The 17,231-nt window shown below is 71.8% G+C and carries 17 protein-coding genes; 3 read left to right on the top strand and 14 right to left on the bottom strand.

What is annotated here, in order from left to right; genetic code table 11:
* Positions 1-29: 29 nt before the first annotated feature.
* From CLT68_RS13680 to CLT68_RS13660, 5 genes are all read right to left on the bottom strand, one after another.
* A complete protein-coding gene (locus tag CLT68_RS13680; RefSeq protein WP_099851295.1) occupies positions 30-2,429 on the bottom strand; it encodes a polyribonucleotide nucleotidyltransferase in 2,400 nt (799 codons plus the stop codon).
* 227 nt (positions 2,430-2,656) lie between these two features.
* Complete coding sequence (gene rpsO / locus CLT68_RS13675; RefSeq protein WP_030337594.1) at positions 2,657-2,926, bottom strand: 30S ribosomal protein S15; 270 nt, start codon at positions 2,924-2,926, stop codon at positions 2,657-2,659.
* A gap of 199 nt (positions 2,927-3,125) precedes the next feature.
* Positions 3,126-4,055, bottom strand: a complete 930-nt coding sequence (locus tag CLT68_RS13670) for a bifunctional riboflavin kinase/FAD synthetase (RefSeq protein ID WP_099851294.1) — start codon at positions 4,053-4,055, stop codon at positions 3,126-3,128.
* 75 nt (positions 4,056-4,130) lie between these two features.
* Entirely contained in the window at positions 4,131-5,015 is an 885-nt protein-coding gene (gene truB / locus CLT68_RS13665; RefSeq protein ID WP_099851292.1) for a tRNA pseudouridine(55) synthase TruB, read from the bottom strand.
* A gap of 58 nt (positions 5,016-5,073) precedes the next feature.
* Complete coding sequence (locus CLT68_RS13660; RefSeq protein WP_099851290.1) at positions 5,074-6,414, bottom strand: MATE family efflux transporter; 1,341 nt, start codon at positions 6,412-6,414, stop codon at positions 5,074-5,076.
* Between the two features lie 196 nt (positions 6,415-6,610).
* Here CLT68_RS13660 and CLT68_RS13655 point away from each other — a divergent pair, with 196 nt between their 5' ends.
* A complete protein-coding gene (locus CLT68_RS13655) occupies positions 6,611-7,513 on the top strand; it encodes a hypothetical protein (protein ID WP_099851289.1) in 903 nt (300 codons plus the stop codon).
* A 566-nt stretch (positions 7,514-8,079) separates the two neighbouring features.
* Here CLT68_RS13655 and CLT68_RS13650 read toward each other — a convergent pair.
* The 9 genes from CLT68_RS13650 to rimP all read right to left on the bottom strand — a co-directional run bounded on the left by CLT68_RS13650 (position 8,080) and on the right by rimP (position 16,064).
* Positions 8,080-8,289 carry a DUF6186 family protein gene (locus tag CLT68_RS13650; RefSeq protein ID WP_199177221.1) on the bottom strand — a complete coding sequence of 70 codons (210 nt, stop codon included), beginning with the start codon at positions 8,287-8,289 and terminating at the stop codon, positions 8,080-8,082.
* Positions 8,289-8,696 carry a hypothetical protein gene (locus tag CLT68_RS13645; RefSeq protein ID WP_088946709.1) on the bottom strand — a complete coding sequence of 136 codons (408 nt, stop codon included), beginning with the start codon at positions 8,694-8,696 and terminating at the stop codon, positions 8,289-8,291. The genes CLT68_RS13650 and CLT68_RS13645 overlap by 1 nt, the downstream gene beginning before the upstream one ends.
* A gap of 97 nt (positions 8,697-8,793) precedes the next feature.
* A complete protein-coding gene (locus tag CLT68_RS13640; protein WP_099851286.1) occupies positions 8,794-9,852 on the bottom strand; it encodes a DHH family phosphoesterase in 1,059 nt (352 codons plus the stop codon).
* Complete coding sequence (rbfA, locus tag CLT68_RS13635) at positions 9,849-10,349, bottom strand: 30S ribosome-binding factor RbfA (RefSeq protein ID WP_099851284.1); 501 nt, start codon at positions 10,347-10,349, stop codon at positions 9,849-9,851. Before rbfA ends, CLT68_RS13640 begins: the two co-directional genes overlap by 4 nt.
* A 126-nt stretch (positions 10,350-10,475) precedes the next feature.
* Positions 10,476-10,772, bottom strand: coding sequence for a DUF503 domain-containing protein (locus CLT68_RS13630; RefSeq protein ID WP_088946706.1), 297 nt, complete (start codon positions 10,770-10,772; stop codon positions 10,476-10,478).
* Positions 10,773-10,862: 90 nt separating this feature from the next.
* Complete coding sequence (infB, locus tag CLT68_RS13625) at positions 10,863-13,892, bottom strand: translation initiation factor IF-2 (protein ID WP_099851282.1); 3,030 nt, start codon at positions 13,890-13,892, stop codon at positions 10,863-10,865.
* A gap of 93 nt (positions 13,893-13,985) precedes the next feature.
* On the bottom strand, positions 13,986-14,318 hold the full coding sequence (locus CLT68_RS13620; RefSeq protein WP_088946704.1) for a YlxR family protein: 333 nt from the start codon (positions 14,316-14,318) through the stop codon (positions 13,986-13,988).
* Positions 14,319-14,334: 16 nt separating this feature from the next.
* On the bottom strand, positions 14,335-15,378 hold the full coding sequence (gene nusA, locus CLT68_RS13615; protein ID WP_099851280.1) for a transcription termination factor NusA: 1,044 nt from the start codon (positions 15,376-15,378) through the stop codon (positions 14,335-14,337).
* Complete coding sequence (gene rimP, locus CLT68_RS13610) at positions 15,375-16,064, bottom strand: ribosome maturation factor RimP (protein ID WP_088951521.1); 690 nt, start codon at positions 16,062-16,064, stop codon at positions 15,375-15,377. The genes nusA and rimP overlap by 4 nt, the downstream gene beginning before the upstream one ends.
* 230 nt (positions 16,065-16,294) lie before the next feature.
* Here rimP and CLT68_RS13605 point away from each other — a divergent pair, with 230 nt between their 5' ends.
* Together CLT68_RS13605 and CLT68_RS13600 are read left to right on the top strand one after the other, a co-directional pair.
* On the top strand, positions 16,295-16,747 hold the full coding sequence (locus CLT68_RS13605) for a hypothetical protein (RefSeq protein WP_099851278.1): 453 nt from the start codon (positions 16,295-16,297) through the stop codon (positions 16,745-16,747).
* Positions 16,744-17,181: a ferritin-like domain-containing protein gene (locus tag CLT68_RS13600; RefSeq protein ID WP_099851277.1), complete on the top strand. Its 438-nt coding sequence runs from the start codon at positions 16,744-16,746 to the stop codon at positions 17,179-17,181. Before CLT68_RS13605 ends, CLT68_RS13600 begins: the two co-directional genes overlap by 4 nt.
* Positions 17,182-17,231 lie beyond the last annotated feature (50 nt).

Raw genomic sequence — 17,231 nt, 5'->3', positions numbered from 1 at the left:
CGAGGGGTGGGTGATGCGTTGTACGACGGTCAGCTGTGCCGGGTCCGGCGGCGCGGACGCTCGCCGCCCTCGCCACCCTCGCCGCCGCCGCCGTTGCCGCCCTCGCCGCCGCCGTTGCCGCGCTCCGGGCCACGCCCGCCCCGGTCGCCGCCACGCTCGCGGTCGCCGCGGTCACGCGGAGCCCGGTCGCCGCGGTCACGACCAGCCGGACGGTCGCCACCGGCGGCCTCGCCGGCGGCCGGCGCCTCGGCGCCCTCCGGCCGGACCTTGTCCAGGTAGATCTTGCCGCGCGCGTCGATGTCGGCGATCTCGACCTCGACCCGGTCACCGACGTTGAGGAAGTCCTCAACGCGCTCGACCCGCTTGCCGTCGCCCACCTTGGAGATGTGCAGCAGGCCGTCACGACCCGGCAGCAGCGAGATGAACGCGCCGAACGCGGCGGTCTTGACCACCGTGCCGAGGAACCGCTCGCCCTGCTTCGGCAGCGTCGGGTTGGCGATCCCGTTGATCCGGTCGACGGCCGCCTGGGCCGACGGGCCGTTGGTGGCGCCGACGTAGATCGTGCCGTCGTCCTCGATGGAGATCTCGGCGCCGGTCTCGTCCTGGATCGCGTTGATGGTCTGACCCTTCGGGCCGATCACCATGCCGATCTTGTCGACCGGGATCTTGACGGTGGTGACCCGCGGCGCGTAGTCCGACATCTCGGCCGGAGCCTCGATCGCGGCCTTCATGACACCGAGGATGACCTGCCGGGCCTCGTTCGCCTGCTGCAGCGCGGAAGCCAGCACGTCCGACGGGATGCCGTTGAGCTTGGTGTCGAGCTGGAGCGCGGTGACGAACTCCGGCGTGCCGGCGACCTTGAAGTCCATGTCACCGAACGCGTCCTCGGCACCGAGGATGTCGGTCAGCGTCACGTACTGGGTCTTGCCGTCCACCTCGTCGGAGATGAGCCCCATCGCGATGCCGGCGACCGGCGCCTTCAGCGGGACACCCGCGGAGAGCAGGCCCAGCGTCGACGCGCAGACCGAACCCATGGAGGTGGAGCCGTTGGAGCCGAGCGCCTCCGACACCTGCCGGATGGCGTACGGGAACTCCTCGCGCGACGGCAGCACCGGGATCAGCGCACGCTCGGCGAGCGCACCGTGGCCGATCTCGCGACGCTTCGGCGAGCCGACCCGGCCGGTCTCACCGGTCGAGTACGGCGGGAAGTTGTAGTTGTGCATGTAGCGCTTGCGGTTCTCGGGGGACAGCGTGTCCACCATCTGCTCCATCCGGAGCATGTTCAGCGTGGTGACGCCCAGGATCTGGGTCTCGCCCCGCTCGAACAGCGCCGAACCGTGCACCCGGGGCAGCACGCCGACCTCGGCGGTCAGCGCCCGGATGTCACGCGGGCCGCGGCCGTCCATGCGGACCTGCTCGCGCAGCACGCGGTTGCGCACCTCGGACTTGGTCAGCGAGCGGAAGGCGGCGCTGAGCTCCTTCTCCCGACCCTCGAACCGAGCACCCAACTCCTCGGCGACCCGGGCCTTGACCCGGTCCAGGGCTTCCTCGCGGTCGGCCTTGCCGGCGATGGTGATCGCCTCGGCCACCTCGCCACGGGCCAGGTCGGCCACGGCGGCGAACACGTCGTCCTGGTAGTCCAGGAAGACCGGGAACTCGGTGACCGGCTTGGCGGCGACCTCGGCCAGCTCGCTCTGCGCGCGGCACAGCTCACGGATCGCCGGCTTGGCGGCCTCCAGGCCGCTGGCGACGACCTCCTCGGTCGGGGCGGTGGCACCGGCCGAGATCAGGGCGACGGCGTTCGGGGTGGCCTCGGCCTCGACCATCATGATCGCGACGTCGCCGTCCTCGAGCGTGCGGCCGGCCACGACCATGTCGAAGGTGGCGCGGGCCAGCTCCTCCAGGGTCGGGAAGGCGACCCACTGGCCGTCGATGTGGGCGACGCGGGTCGCACCGATCGGGCCGGAGAACGGCAGGCCGGAGAGCTTGGTCGACATCGAGGCGGCGTTGATCGCCACGACGTCGTACGGGTGCTGCGGGTCCAGCGCGAGGATGGTCTCGACGACCTGGACCTCGTTGCGCAGGCCCTTCACGAAGGACGGGCGCAGCGGCCGGTCGATCAGGCGGCAGGTGAGGATCGCGTCCTCGCTCGGCCGGCCCTCACGGCGGAAGAACGAGCCGGGGATGCGGCCCGCGGCGTACATCCGCTCCTCGACGTCGACGGTCAGCGGGAAGAAGTCGAACTGCTCCTTCGGGTGCTTACCGGCGGTGGTGGCGGAGAGAACGACCGTCTCGCCCAGCTGGGCGATGACGGAACCGGCGGCCTGGCGAGCCAGCCGACCGGTGGAGAAGGTGATCTCACGGGTGCCGAAGGACCCGTTGTCGATCACGGCGGTGCGGGATTCGGTGCCGAGTTTGGTCTCGGTCATGTGCTGTCGTGCTCCTTCGCGTCGTGGGCCCACGACATCGGGGAGCTGCTCAGCCGGCCGGTCTTCGATCGAAGCGCCCGGGTGGCCGGCATGATGCCGGGGTTCCCGGGGGCCACTACCGGAGACCGGTACGCTGACCGGCTCCCTCTCGGGTGGTCGCGCGGCCCGTGTTTCTTCAGATGGGACGCGGTACGGGGGAGCGGCCGGTCGGCCACTCCCCCGTCACGTCACCGGCGCAGGCCGAGCCGCTCGATGAGCGACCGGTAGCGCGCAATGTCCTTCTTCTGGACGTAGTTGAGCAGCCGACGGCGACGGCCGACCAGCAGCAGCAGCCCACGGCGGCTGTGGTGGTCGTGCTTGTGCACCTTCAGGTGCTCGGTCAGCTCGGCGATCCGCTTGGTGAGGACCGCGACCTGAACCTCCGGCGAACCGGTGTCGCCCTCGGCGGTCGCGTACTCCGCACGGATGCTGGCCTTGGCTTCCTGGTCGAGCGCCATGTTCTCCCTGTTTCGGTGGGTTGATCAAGTGGGTGTCCGTCGTCCCGATGGACCGGGAACGGACCGGTACCTCGCACCCGCGGCGTCGAGCAGGCACGCGAGGCCCCACGCCGGTCACCCGACGTCTCGGCAAGACTACCAGCACTCACCGGTAACACCCGGCCAAGGGCCTCGGCAGGGCCCCACCGGTCGGAGATGATCAGGCCAGAGCACGCCGGGTGCGCTCGACGTCCTGGTCCATCTGGGCGATCAACGGCTCGATCGAGTCGTAGCGGATCTGGCCGCGCAGGCGCGCCACGAAGTCCAGGGCCAGCCGTTCGCCGTACAGGTCGCCGGAGAAGTCCAGCGCGTACGCCTCCACCCGCCGCTCCCGGCCGGAGAAGGTCGGGTTGGTGCCCACGGACACCGCCGCCATCAGCGGTTCATGCTGCCCACGACGGATCAGCCGGGCCGCGTACACCCCGTCGGCGGGCACCGCCGCGTACCGGTGGCAGAGCAGGTTGGCGGTGGGAAAGCCCAGCTCCCGGCCCCGCTGGTCGCCACGGACCACCACGCCCTCCAGGCGGTGTGGGCGGCCCAGCGCGGCGGCCGCCGCGCCCACGTCGCCCGCGTCGACGCAGGAGCGGATGTACGTGGAGGAGAAGACGGTGCCGTCCTCGGCGACCAGCGGGCCGCCCTCGACGGCGAAGCCGAAGGTCTGCCCCAGCCGCTCCAACAGGGCCACGTCGCCGGCCGCCCGGTGCCCGAAGCGGAAGTTGCTGCCGACCACCACCAGTGCCGCGTGCAGGTTCTCAACCAGGACGTCGTGCACGAACTGCTCGGCCGGCAGCCGGGAGAACTCCTGGGTGAACGGCACCACGCAGAGCACGTCGACGCCGAGTGCCTCGATCAGCTCCGCCTTGCGGGCCGGCTCGGTGAGCACCGCCGGATGCGAGCCGGGGCGGACCACCTCGGCCGGGTGCGGGTCGAAGGTGACCACCACCGACTGCACGCCCAGCTCCCGGGCCCGGGCAACGGCGTGCCCGATGGTCGCCTGGTGCCCCCTGTGCACGCCGTCGAAGACGCCGATGGTGACGACAGAGCGTCCCCACCCACCGGGCGCCGCGTCGTACCCCCGCCACCGCTGCATGCCGCTCCTCCCTGTGTCCCGCCGGCCGGCGGGTCGACACCGCCGGCCCCGGGCCGGCGGACCTGCTCCCCGCCGTCAGGCCGGGGCGAGCACGATCTCCGCGCGGGCCCGCCCGTCCCGCTCGCTGACGATAGCGATCAGGCCGCCGGCCGGTCCGAAGACGGCGTACGGCCCGGTGAGGCCGGCCGGGTCCAGCGGCCCGCCGTGGGCGAGCACCCGGGCCTCCTCGGGTGTCGCCTCGCGGCGCGGGAAGAAGCGGTCGGCCGCCGCGTCCAGCGGCAGGTTCACCACGTCCGGGGCGCGCTGCTCCAGCTCGTCGAGGGTCGCCGCCTCGGCGAGGGTGAAGCCGCCCACAGCGGTCCGGCGCAGCGCGGTCAGGTGACCGCCGACGTCGAGGGCCAGGCCCGCGTCCCGGGCGATGGCCCGGATGTACGTGCCGGAGGAGCAGGTCACGTCGACGTCGACGTCCACCACGTCCGGCTCGGTACGGCGGATCGCCAGCACCTCCAGCCGGGAGATGGTGACCCGGCGCGCGGGCAGCTCGACGCTCTCCCCGTCGCGGACCCGCTTGTACGCCCGCTGCCCGTCGATCTTGATGGCGCTGACCGCGCTCGGAACCTGGTCGACCTCGCCGCTGAGCGCGGTCAGCGCCGACCGGATCGCGTCGTCGGTGAGGTGACCGGCGGGCGCGGTGGCGATCACGTCGCCCTCGGCGTCGTCGGTGACGGTGGCCTGGCCCAGCCGGATGGTGCCGTTGTAGCTCTTGCCCGCGCCGATCACGTAGGTCAGCAGGCGGGTGGCTCGGCCCACACCGATCACCAGCACGCCGGTGGCCATCGGGTCGAGGGTGCCGCCGTGCCCGACCCGTCGGGTCTTCGCCAGCCGGCGGATCCGCGCCACCACGTCGTGCGACGTCATGCCGCCGGGCTTGTCGACCACGATCAGACCATCGGTGCTCACGTCGGCCAAGCCTGCCAGATGCCCGGCACCCGGCGGTGTGTGGGCGGGGCCGACCCGGTCAGCGGACCGCGCCGGTGACCGCCCAACCGCCGTTACGCAGGCGCAGCAGCAGTGCGACCAGCCGGATCACCACGAACAGGGTGAGCCCGGCCCAGATACCGCCCAGCCCGAGGTCGAGGGCGTACGCCAACCAGATGGCCGGCAGGAAACCGCCGAGCGCGGCCACGATGGTGAGGTTGCGCAGGTACCGCACGTCCCCCGCGCCGATCAGCACGCCGTCCAGGGCGAACACCACCCCGGCCAGCGGCAGCATGACGACGAACCACGGCCAGGCGGCCATGGCCTGCTCGCGTACCCCCGCGTCGGAGCTGAACCACGACGGCACGACGCCGGCGCCGGCGGCGATGAGCAGCGCGAAGGCGACGCCGCAGACGCCGCCGAGCAACCCGATCCGGCGGGCGAGCGCCCGGGCGCCGGCGTCGTCGCCGGCGCCGAGCGCGGCGCCCACCAGCGACTGGGCGGCGATGGCCAGCGCGTCGAGCACCAGCGCGGTGAAGAACCAGAGTTGCAGGGCGATCTGGTGGGCGCCGACGGCGGCGGCGCCGAAGCGGGCGGCGACGGCGGTCGCGGAGAGGAAGCTGGCCTGGAACGCCACCCCTCGGATCAGCAGGTCGCGGCTGAGCACCAGTTGCTGGCGGATCACGCGGGGCCGGGGCCGCAGCGACACCCGCTCGGCGACCAGCGCCGCGGCGAACAGCGCCCCGCAGAGCGTCTGCGCGACGACGTTGGCCACCGCCGAGCCGATCAGGCCCAGCCCACCGGGGTAGACCAGCAGCGGGCAGAGCAGCGCGGAGAGCAGGTTGGGGCCGAGCACGAAGAACAACGGGCGGCGGGTGTCCTGCACACCGCGCAGCCAGCCGTTGCCGGCGGCGGCGAGCAGCAGGCCAGGGGCGCCGAGGGCCGCGATGCGCAGCCAGTGCGCGGCGGCGTCGGCCACCTCGCCACCACCGCCGGCGAGGGTACGCGCGAGCGCGCCGCCGCCGAACTGCATGCCGATCGCGATCAGCAGACCGACACCGAACGCCAGCCAGGAAGACTGGACGCCCTCGGCCACCGCGGCGGCCCGGTCACCCGCCCCGAAGCGGCGAGCCGCGCGCCCGGTGGTGCCGTACGCGACCACGGTGCCGACCCATGCGGTGAGGGTCATCACGGTGCCGCCGATGGCGAGTGCGGCGAGCGGCACCCGGCCGAGGTGACCGACCACGGCCGTGTCGACCAGCACGTAGAGCGGCTCGGCGGCGAGCACCACGAGGGCCGGCAGGGCGAGGCTGGCGATGCGGCGCGGCGAGGCGGACCCGCTGGTGGCCGTCGCGGTGTCGGTGCGGGCTGGCTGGCTCATCGCCGCCGATCCTGGCACGGCCCCAGTAAGGAGTGCAAGGCACCTAGCGACTTACGCGGGACTTTCCCCGTTCGACGCTAGCCGGCGAGGCGAGCGTGGCCACGAGTGAGTACCGGGCGTCCCACTTTTGTAGGGCTTACTACCCTGACCACGTTCCACGATCTTGACAACGCACTGACAGCGATAAGGGCTTACGATGAGTGACCAATACCCTCCGTACGGGCAGCAGCCTGACCCGAACGTCACGCCGTGGAGCGGGCCCCCCGCGCCGCAGCAGGGCGGGCAACCGCCCTACGGGCAGCAGCCCCCGGTGCCCCAGTACGGGCAGCAGCCCCCGGTGCCGCAGTACGGGCAGCAGCCCCCGATGCCGCAGTACGGCGCCCCCGTTCCGCCGGCCAAGAAGTCGAACAAGGGTCTGATCATCGGACTCGTCGTCGGTGCGGTCGTCCTGATCCTCGCCCTCTGCGGCGGCGGTATCGGACTCCTGGTCGCCTACGGCGACGACGACGAGCCCACGACGGCCACGTCCGCCGAACCCACCTCCGGCACCACGCCGGGGACGACGGCCTCACCCGCACCCGGGCAGTCGGATGCCCCGAGCGACAACAACTCGATGACGGCCCGCTTCTCCAGCGACCTGTCGAACGTCTGCCAGGGCAGCCGGATCCTGAACTCGGCACCCTACAACGGCCCGGCTGGCGCCAAGGCGTACACGTTCTCGAACAGCCCGGACCGGCCGACGTCCTGGTCGTCGAAGTACGTCTCGTCGACCAAGCCCTACTCCGCCAAGACCACCGAGTACGAGGCGGTGTCAGTGGTCGGCTGCCTGAAGTTCGTGGAGGGCAGCGAGGGTGAGCCGACGAAGTGCCTGTACAAGGACAAGACCGGCAAGCAGGTCACTGTCGACTATGTCTCGTCGCGCTACACCCTGACCTTCTACGCCGCCAAGACCGGCGAGAAGGTCGGCGACGGCGGCACCGTGGCAGCCCCGGCGAACAGGTGCCCGAGCGTCATCTCGTACAACAACGTCACCATGAAGGCGTACGCCTCGCCGGACGCCGGCACCATCGAGAGCGCCCTGGACAAGTTCCTGTCCTGAGCGGCCCCCATGGGCGGCCGGGGCAGGACGGTTACACCCGGCCGCCCCGGCCGCCCGACGGTGGTTCCAGAGCTTCCGGGTCGAATGGTCGAGCGCACAGGCGCGGCTCGGCGAGGATTGCGAGCGGCAACCAGGTAGGGCGTCAAACCGGACGGGTGGCCGCGCTGCCGCGAGACGCCTCGGCGGCGTCCCACCGGCAGGAACGGTCTACTGACGCGTGTCCATCGACGTCTGCAGCGCGCGGCGGGCCTGCTCGCGGGCGTCGTCGGTGGTCTCGGGCTTGGGCTTGTTCGGCATGGTGGTGGTCCTTCCAGGGAGCGAGCCACCGACACGCGGCGGCCCTCACGGGCGGTCGTGCTGAGCGCCCCACGGCGGTCCGGGATTACCGGAGCAGCCGACTGGGCAGCGTGAGCCCGGGTCGGTGCGACCCTGGAGGGAGGCGGCACGAGGTGTGGCACCACCACCCATGAGCTGCGCCGCCATGCGGCGCCGGCCCTCTCCCAAGTTATCGTTCAGGTCCACATGCTGCTCTCGGTTCCCGCCATCTGGACAGCCGACAACCCGGCTCAGCGGGCCAGGAAGTGCCAGCCCAGCCACCACCAGAACCCGAACAGACCGATCCGGCCCACCGGCACCGGGCCGACCTCGTAGCGCATCACGTACGCACACATCTCGCCCAGAGTGGGGATCCGGGAGCCCTCCCGACGGGCCATCCACTCGACCACCGCGAAGAGGACCAGCGCGGCCAGGAAGCCGCCGATCGCGAGCGCCCGCATCATCGCCGCACCAGCCCCCAGAAGGCCGCCAGCCAGGCGAACCAGACCGCCGAGCGGGTCAGGTGATCTTCCAGGAGGGGGTCGGCCAGCCGGGAGAAGGTGGGGAAGTCATCCCCGACCGCCATCACGAAGGTCGCCCCCTCGAAGACACCGAAGACCACCACCGGCACCGCCCACCAGGCCGCCCCCGCACCCAGACGACGCGGGGCCGGTCGGCGGGGCACCCGATTGCTCAGACCGAGCCAGATCAGCACCCCGCCGGTGCCGAGCGTGAAAAGATTCGCCTCGGTGGAGAAGGACGCGAACCGGCCACCGACGAGCGATAGGCAGACCAGGACGGGAACGGAGACGGCGGGCCGGTCCCATGCGCGGGGGGCCTCCACGGTGAGGTCGTGCGGCTGCTCCATCCCGCAATTCTTCCCGGTCTCACGGAGCGCGGGAAGACCAACACCCCCCGGAGCTGACCCTGATCTTCGGGACCGACCGACGGCGGCGAACGCCGTTTCAGCGTGCGGAGCGGACCAGCGCCGCGTCCAGCTGGCCGCGGATCGACTCCACCACCTGCTCGACGGTGCCCCGACCGGTGAACCCGGCCGCGAACGTGTGACCACCACCGCCCAGCGCGACAGCGACCCGGCTGACGTCGACCGCGCCCTTGCTGCGCATCGACACCGCCCACTCGCCCGACGTGGTCTGCTTCAACACACAGCCCACATCCGCCTCGGCCGTGCAGCGCACCGAGTCGATCAACGCCTCAAGCACGTACGGACGCTGGTCGTGCCGGGCCAGGTCGTCGAGAGTGGCGAAGGTCCAGACCAGCCCCCTGCCACCGGCAGCGCTCGGCTCCAGCTGCGCACGGCCGAGCACCTCACCGAAGAGCCGGACCGCGCCGAAGGGCCGGGTGTCGAAGACCCGCCGGGAGATGTCACCGGGCGAGATGCCGGTCGCCAGCAACCGGGCGGCCATCTCGTGCACCGCCGGGGTCGTCGCCGCGAACCGGAACGAACCGGTATCCGTGGTCAGGGCCACGTAGAGGCACTCGGCGATGGCCCGATCCACCACGACCCCGAGCCTGGCCAGCAACTGCTCGGCCACCACCGACGTCGCCGCGGCGCCCGGGTCGACCAGGTTGACGGTGCCGAACCCCGGATTGGAGGCGTGGTGGTCCAGCACCAGCGCCGCACCCGCCGACGACAGCCGCCCGGCCAACTCGCCGAGGCGCGACTCGCTCGCCGCGTCGAAGCAGATCACCAGATCAGGTGCGACGTCCGCGGCGTCCGCCGGGACCAGCAACTCGAGGCCGGGCAGCCCGTGGAACGGCTCCGGCACCTCCGGCGGCCCCGGGAAGGTCGCCTGCACCTCGCGTACGCCGAGTTGCCGCAGACCCAGACCGAAGCCGAGCATGCTGCCCAGCGCGTCGCCGTCCGGATTGACGTGACAGATCAGCAGCACCCGGCCGTTCGGCGGGACAGCCCGCAGCAGCGCCTCGGCCGCGGCCCAGTCCAACTCGGCGGGAGCGACCCCGGCCGCCCCGGCGAGCGGGACGCTGGCGGTGCTCGTCACCGCGTTTCCCCACCCCGCGGGGTCTCCTTGACGTCGGTGGCCTCATCGGCCTCGTCCGTCTCGTCGTCCTCATCCGTCTCGTCGTCGACCCGGTACGGCTGGGCCTCGCCCGCGTACTTCGCCTGGGCGGCGAGCCGCTGCACCTCGGCGTCGGCGTTGCGGGCCGCGGCGAGCAGGTCGTCGATGTGCTTGACCTGGTCCTGAACGTCGTCGAGGACGAACGTGAGGGTCGGCGAGTGACGCAGCCCGAGCGCCTTGCCGACAGTGCTGCGCAGCAGCCCCTTGGCGCTCTCCAGAGCCGCCGCGGTGTCCGCCTGGGCCACCGAGTCACCGAGCACCGTGTAGAAGACCGTCGCGTCGCGCAGGTCAGCGGTAATCCGGGCATCGGTGATGGTGATCATCCCGAGCCGCGGGTCCTTGATCTGGCTCCGCACCACCGACGCGACCAGCTCACGCACCCGTTCCGCGTGCCGGCGTACCTTGGCCGGATCAGACATCTCGCCACCTCCACGGCGTCCTGCTCCCGGCCGACCCGGCGGCCCGGGGGCCGCCGGCCGACCGGCCAACATCTCGAACACTACCTTCGCGGCCGCACCGGTCGCCCGGCACAGCCGGCACCGCGGTCAGTCGTCGTCCACGCCGTACAACCGGCGTCGAACCGACAACAGCTCGACCTCGGGACGGCCGGCCACCAGGCGCTCACAGGAGTCGAGCACCTCGCGGACGTGCGCCGTCTCGGCGGCCACCACGGCCACCGCAATCTGCGCTCGACCGTGCAGGTCGAGCGCACCCACCTCAGCGGCCGACACCTCGAAGCGGCGCAGCGCCGCCACGATCGGCCGTACATATGATCTCTTGGCTTTGAGCGACCGGGAGTCACCCGGCAGCAGCAGGTCGAAGACCGCGGTTCCGGTAAACATCGCTCCGGACGATACCGCCAACCCGCCCCGCATGATCAAGGGGTTTACGCCGTACGGCGTAAACCCCTTGATCAGCGTGTCACTGCCGGATCAGGCGCGAACCTTTTCCCGCATCTCGAAGGTCTCGATGACGTCGCCGACCTGGACGTTGTTGTAACCACCCAGGGTCAGACCACACTCGAAGCCCTCGCGAACCTCGGTGGCGTCGTCCTTGAACCGCTTCAACGAGCTGATCGTGAGGTTGTCCGCCACGACCGCCCCGTCTCGCAGCAGGCGCGCCTTGGCGTTGCGCCGAAGGACACCCGACCGGACGATGCAACCGGAGATGTTGCCGATCTTGGACGAGCGGAAGACGTCGCGGATCTCCGCGCTGCCCAGCTCGACCTCCTCGTACTCCGGCTTGAGCAGGCCCTTGAGCGCTGCCTCGATCTCCTCGATGGCCTGGTAGATGACGGTGTAGTACCGGATCTCCACGCCCTCGCGGTCGGCCATCTCACGGACCTTGTTGGAGGCCCGCACGTTGAAGCCGATGATCGTGACCGGCTCGGACGAGGCACTCGCGAGCATGACGTTGCTCTCGGTGATCGCGCCCACGCCACGGTCGAGGACCTTGAGCTGGACTTCCTCGGGGATGTCCAGGTTGAACAGCGCGTCCTCGAGAGCCTCCACCGAACCGGAGACATCGCCCTTGAGGATGAGGTTGAGCGAGGTCTTCTCGCCCTCCTTGAGCTGCTCCATGAGCGTCTCAAGGGTGGCCCGACCACGGGAGTTGGCGAAGGACGCCGCCCGCCGCCGTGCCTGCCGCTGCTCGGCGATCTGCCGCACCGTGCGGTCGTCCGCCGCGGCGAGGAACGTGTCGCCCGCGCCGGGAGGCGCGGTCAGACCCAGCACCATGACCGGACGCGCCGGCCCAGCCTCGGTGAGCTGGTTGCCGTTCTCGTCGAGCATGGCCCGAACCCGGCCGTGCGCCCCACCGGCGACGATCGAGTCGCCTGCCCGCAGGGTGCCCTTCTGCACCAGCACCGTCGCCACCGCACCGCGGCCCTTGTCCAGGTGCGCCTCGATGGCCACACCCTGCGCCGGCCCGTCGATCGGAGCGGTCAGCTCCAGCGACGCGTCGGCGGTCAGCAGGACAGCCTCGAGCAGTTCCTCGATGCCGATGCCCGGCTTGGCTGCCACGTTGACGAACATGGTCTCGCCGCCGTACTCCTCGGCGACCAGGCCGTACTCGGTCAGCTGCTGGCGGACCTTGTCCGGGTTGGCGTCCGGCTTGTCGACCTTGTTGACCGCGACCACGATCGGCACGTCGGCCGCCTTGGCGTGGTTCAACGCCTCGATCGTCTGCGGCATCACACCGTCGTCGGCCGCGACGACCAGGATCACGATGTCCGTGACCTGGGCACCACGAGCACGCATGGCGGTGAACGCCTCGTGACCCGGGGTGTCGATGAAGGTGACCGCCCGGTCCTCGCCCTCGTGCGGGACGTGGACCTGGTACGCACCGATGTGCTGGGTGATGCCACCCGCCTCACCGGCCACGACGTTCGCCTTGCGGATCGCGTCGAGCAGCTTGGTCTTACCGTGGTCGACGTGACCCATGACGGTCACCACCGGCGCACGGCTGACCAGACGCTCCTCGGCCACCTCCGCGTCGAGGTCGATGTTGAACTGCGCGAGCAGCTCGCGGTCCTCGTCCTCCGGGCTGACGATCTGGATGTCGAAGCCCAGGTGCTCACCCAGCAGGTGCAGGGTGTCGTCAGAACAGGACTGGGTCGCGGTGACCATCTCGCCCAGGTTGAACATCTCCTGGACCAGCGAACCCGGGTTGGCGTTGATCTTGTCCGCGAAGTCGGACAGCGAGGCGCCACGGGAGAGCCTGACGATCTGACCCTGACCCCGGGGAGCACCCGAGCTCATGGTCGGAGCCGACAGGTTGTCGAACTCCTGTCTGCGCTGCTTCTTGGACTTGCGACCGCGCGTCGGCCGGCCACCCGGACGCCCGAAGGCACCCGCAGCGCCGCCGCCACGGCCACGACCACCCGCACCCGGGCGACCGCCACCACCGGACGGAGCGCCCGGACGGAAACCGCCACCGGGAGCACCGCCACCGCCGCCGGGACCGCCACGGTAGCCACCGCCACCGCCGGCACCCGCGCCGCCACCAGGGCCGCCTCGGTAACCGCCACCGCCACCGGCGCCACCGCCGGGACCGCCACGGAAGCCACCGCCACCGCCGCCACCACCGGGACGACCAGCGCCACCGCCACCGGGGCGACCAGCGCCACCGGGACCAGGGCGACCGGCAGCCGGGCGCTGACTCGGCATGGACGCCGGGCTGGGCCGCGGCGGCATCGAGTTCGGGCTCGGCCGCGGCGGCATGCCCGCCGGGCTGTTGGGACGGGGGCCACCCGCACCCGCGGCCGGGGGCCGCTGCTGCTGGCCACCCTGGATGCCGAACGGGTTGTTACCGGCGCCACGCGCCGGCGGGCGACCACCAGGTCGGGCACCCGGACCCGGAGCCGGCGTGCTCGGACGAGCTGCCGGTGAACCGGGACGAGGGGGCATCGCGGCCGGACCCGGCCGAGGGCCGGGGCGGTTGCCGCCGTCTGCCGAGGGCTCCCGGCGTACGGGGTTGTCCCGCTGCTGCTGGCGGGCGGCCTGCGCGGCCTTGACCGCGGCCTCCTGCTCAGCCTTCAGTGCGGCGGCACGCGCCTCCGCGGCCGCCACCTCGATGTCGTGGGCACTCGCCGGCTTGGCGACCGGAGCCGCGGGCTGCGGTGCACCAGGCACCGGGCCCTTCGGCTTCGGGCCGGGAGCCGGCGCGGACGGCCGCCGGGGCGGCATCGGCTTGGCCGAAACCCGGGGCGCGCCCGGGGTCGGGGCCGTCGTCGGGGTCGGGGTCGAAGCCGGCGTCGACGCGGGCGCCGACGGGGCGGCGGCCGGTGCCGGAGCACCGGCGGACGCGACGAATGCGTTACGCAGTCGCCGGGCGACGGGCGCCTCGACGGTGCTCGACGCGGACTTCACGAACTCGCCCATTTCCTTCAGCTTGGCGAGAACGGTCTTACTCTCGACCCCGAGCTCTTTTGCAAGCTCGTGTACGCGGGCCTTGCCTGCCACTGCACTCCTCACTCCGAGGTCGTGCGGGCAGCACCCGCAGCGACCTCACTCGTGCACTTGAAGCCTGGTCATTTCAGGGACTTCATCGTGTGCTCATGTCGGTCGTCCTACCCTGCTAGCGACCCTCGCCCGGTCGGGCTGACCGGACGTAGTGGTTGGCGCATCGACGTGCTCCGCCAGCACACCGTGGTCAAGGACCTCGGTGATGCGCAACGCACGCCCGAAGGCGCGGCGCCGCACCGCCAGCGCGAAGCAGGCCGGATCCGGGTGCATGTTCGCTCCCCGACCCGGCAGCCTGCGAAGCGGATCAGGCCGGAGACTGTAACCAGCCTCGTCCCTGACCGCGACTATCCGCAGCAATTCGCTGGCCGGCGCACGTTGCCGGCAACCCACACAGGTGCGCTCCGGCAGCGCGCGTCGTACCACTGGAGGAAGTCTACCCCTAGCTGCCCGAGATCGCTCCGCCCGGCTCCCGCACGTGATCAGCCGACCCTCGCGCGGCCGGGGCGGTCTGCTCCGCATCCGAGCGAATGTCGATCCGCCAACCGGTCAAGCGGGCAGCGAGTCGGGCATTCTGCCCCTCCCGACCGATGGCGAGCGAGAGCTGGAAGTCGGGGACGGTCACCCGGGCGGCCCGATTGGCCAGGTCGACCACCTCGACCCGCAACGCCTTGGCAGGTGACAACGCGTTGCCGACGAAGGTGGCCGGGTCGTCCGACCAGTCGATGATGTCGATCTTTTCGCCGTGCAGTTCGCTCATCACGGCGCGCACCCGCTGGCCCATCGGGCCGATGCAGGCGCCCTTGGGATTCACACCGGGGGTGGTGGAGCGTACGGCGATCTTCGTACGGTGACCTGCCTCACGGGCGATCGCGCCGATCTCCACAGTGCCGTCGGCGATCTCCGGCACCTCCAGCGCGAACAGCTTCTTGACCAGCGCCGGGTGCGACCGGGACAGGGTGATCTGCGGCCCGCGCATGCCCTTGGCCACGTGCACCACGACGCAGCGGACCCGTTCACCGTGGGCGTACCGCTCACCGGGCACCTGCTCGGACTGCGGCAGCACACCCTCCAGCTTGCCCAGGTCGACGCTGACGATGCCCTTCTCGGTGCGCGTCTCGTGCGCCTGCACCACGCCGGTGACCAGGTCACCCTCGCGGCCCACGTACTCACCGAAGTGCACCTCGTCGGTGGCCTCCCGCAGACGCTGGAGGATCACCTGCTTGGCGGTCATGGCCGCGATGCGGCCGAAGTCGTGCGGGGTGTCGTCCCACTCCCGCACCAGGCTGCCGTCGTCGTCCATCTCCTGCGCGTACACCAGGGCGGCGCCGGACTTACGGTCGATCTCCACCCGGGCGTGCGGCTCGGCGCCGTCGGTGTGCCGGTAGGCGGTCAGCAACGCGGTCTCGATCGCCGCGAGAATCGTGTCGAACGGGATCTCCCGCTCGCGCTCGAGTGCGCGCAGCGCCGCGAGGTCGATGTTCACCTCTCCTCGTCCTCCACATCATCTTCGTCGTCGATGTCGTCTGAATCGTCGATCTCGTCTGAATCGTCCGCGTCGTCGAACTCCTCGTCCGGCTCGCCGAGTTCGGCGAGCCGGGTGAACTCGACCTGCACGCGGCCCGGGCCCAGCTGGGCGTACGCCCAGGAGGTGCGGCCGTCCTCGGTCTCCAGCTGCACGCCCTCGTCGTCGGCCGCGATCACCCGACCGGTCAGCTGGCGGTCGCCAGTGGGCTGCTCGCCGCGCTGTTCGGGCAGCGCGGCCGCGCCCCGGACGGTGACCTTGACCAGCCGGCTCACGTTGCGCCGCCAGTGCCGGGGCAGGGTCAGTGGCCGGTCGACGCCCGGCGAGCTCACCTCCAGCTGGTATTCCCCGGCGACGATGTCGCCGCCGGCCTCCTCCGCGGCGTCCAGCGCGGCCGAGACCGCCCGGGAGACGTCCGCGACGGCGTCCAGGTCGATCCCGCCGTCGGCGTCCACCATCACCCGCACCACGTGCCGGCGACCGGCCCGGGAGACCGTCAGGTCCTCCAGGTCGTAGCCGGCGTCGTTGACGACCGGCTCGATCACAGCTCGTAGTCGGGCACGTCGCCCGGCGAGATCACCACCGCGGGGACCCGCGGCATCACGGGGTCGACCTGTCGGCCTGGTGGCACGGCCACGCTGCGTCATCTCCGCACCCTTTCCCTGGTCGACGGTGATCGGCCGTCCCGCCATGCCGGCACGCCACCGGAGCGGACACGCCGGTGGCTGCGCAGAGCGTAACGCGCCTGCCCGGCAGCGGACCGGGCGGCGCACCGACGCCGGTCGCCCCTGGACCGATGCCGATGGTGTTGACTTGCCCGGTGGGGATCGGCAGAACGACACAGCGCGACCAGGCATCCGGACATTCCCGGCGAAAGTTGCTGCGCGGCGGGGCGCTGCTGGTGCTCGGCGGCGTCGCTGCGCCGCTGACCGGCTGTGATCTTTTCGACCGTGACGACCAGCCGGCGCCACCACCGGACCCGCTGCGCCCGATGGTGGACGAGTCACTGGCGCTGGCCGAGGCATACCGGAGTGCGGCCACCGCTCATCCCGACCTGGCCGACCGGCTCGGCCCGATCGCCGAGGCGCACACCGCACACGCCACCGAACTGGCCCGGGTGATCGGCGTCGCCCTGCCGTCGGCGGCGGCCACCGCCCCCACCACCGCCCCGGCGGCCGAGCCGGCCGGCGCGCTCGCCGCACTGCGCGCCCTGGAGAAGACCGCCCAGCAGTCCGCTACCCGGGCCTGTGCCGCAGCGCCAGCGGAACGGGCCGCGCTGCTCGGGTCGATCGTCGCCGCCCGAGCCACCCACCAGGAGGCACTGAAGTGAGGCAGCCGTCCTCCGGCGAGGCCCTCGCCTCCGCCCTGTCCGCCGAGTACGCGGCCATCTACGCCTACGGGCGGATCGGCGTCCGGCTCACCGGCGCCGCCCGCGAGGCGGCGCACCAGGCGGAGGCCGCGCATCGACGCCGACGCGACACCCTCGTGGTGCAGCTCACCACCGCCGGCGGCGTCGTGCCTCCGGACCGCGCCGGGTACGCGCTGCCGTTCCCGGTCACCGACCGGGCGAGCGCCCTGCGGCTCGCCGCCGAGGTCGAGGAACGCACGGCAGCGCACTGGCGGGCGGCTCTGGCGTCCACCACCGGCGCCGACCGGGACCAGGCGTTGGCGGCCCTGGTCGAGTACGCCGTGCGCGCCACCCGGTGGCGTAAGACGGCCGGGTCGAGCCCGCTCACTGTCCCGTTTCCCGGACGTCCGGCCTGATCGGGTCCGCTCCGGTTGCGGTGCGCATACCAGGTATGCATACTCCGTTG

This window comes from Micromonospora sp. CNZ299, assembly GCF_002754415.1.
The sequence above is the reverse complement of the archived record's forward strand: the minus strand, read 5'-3'. Positions and strand labels throughout refer to the sequence as shown.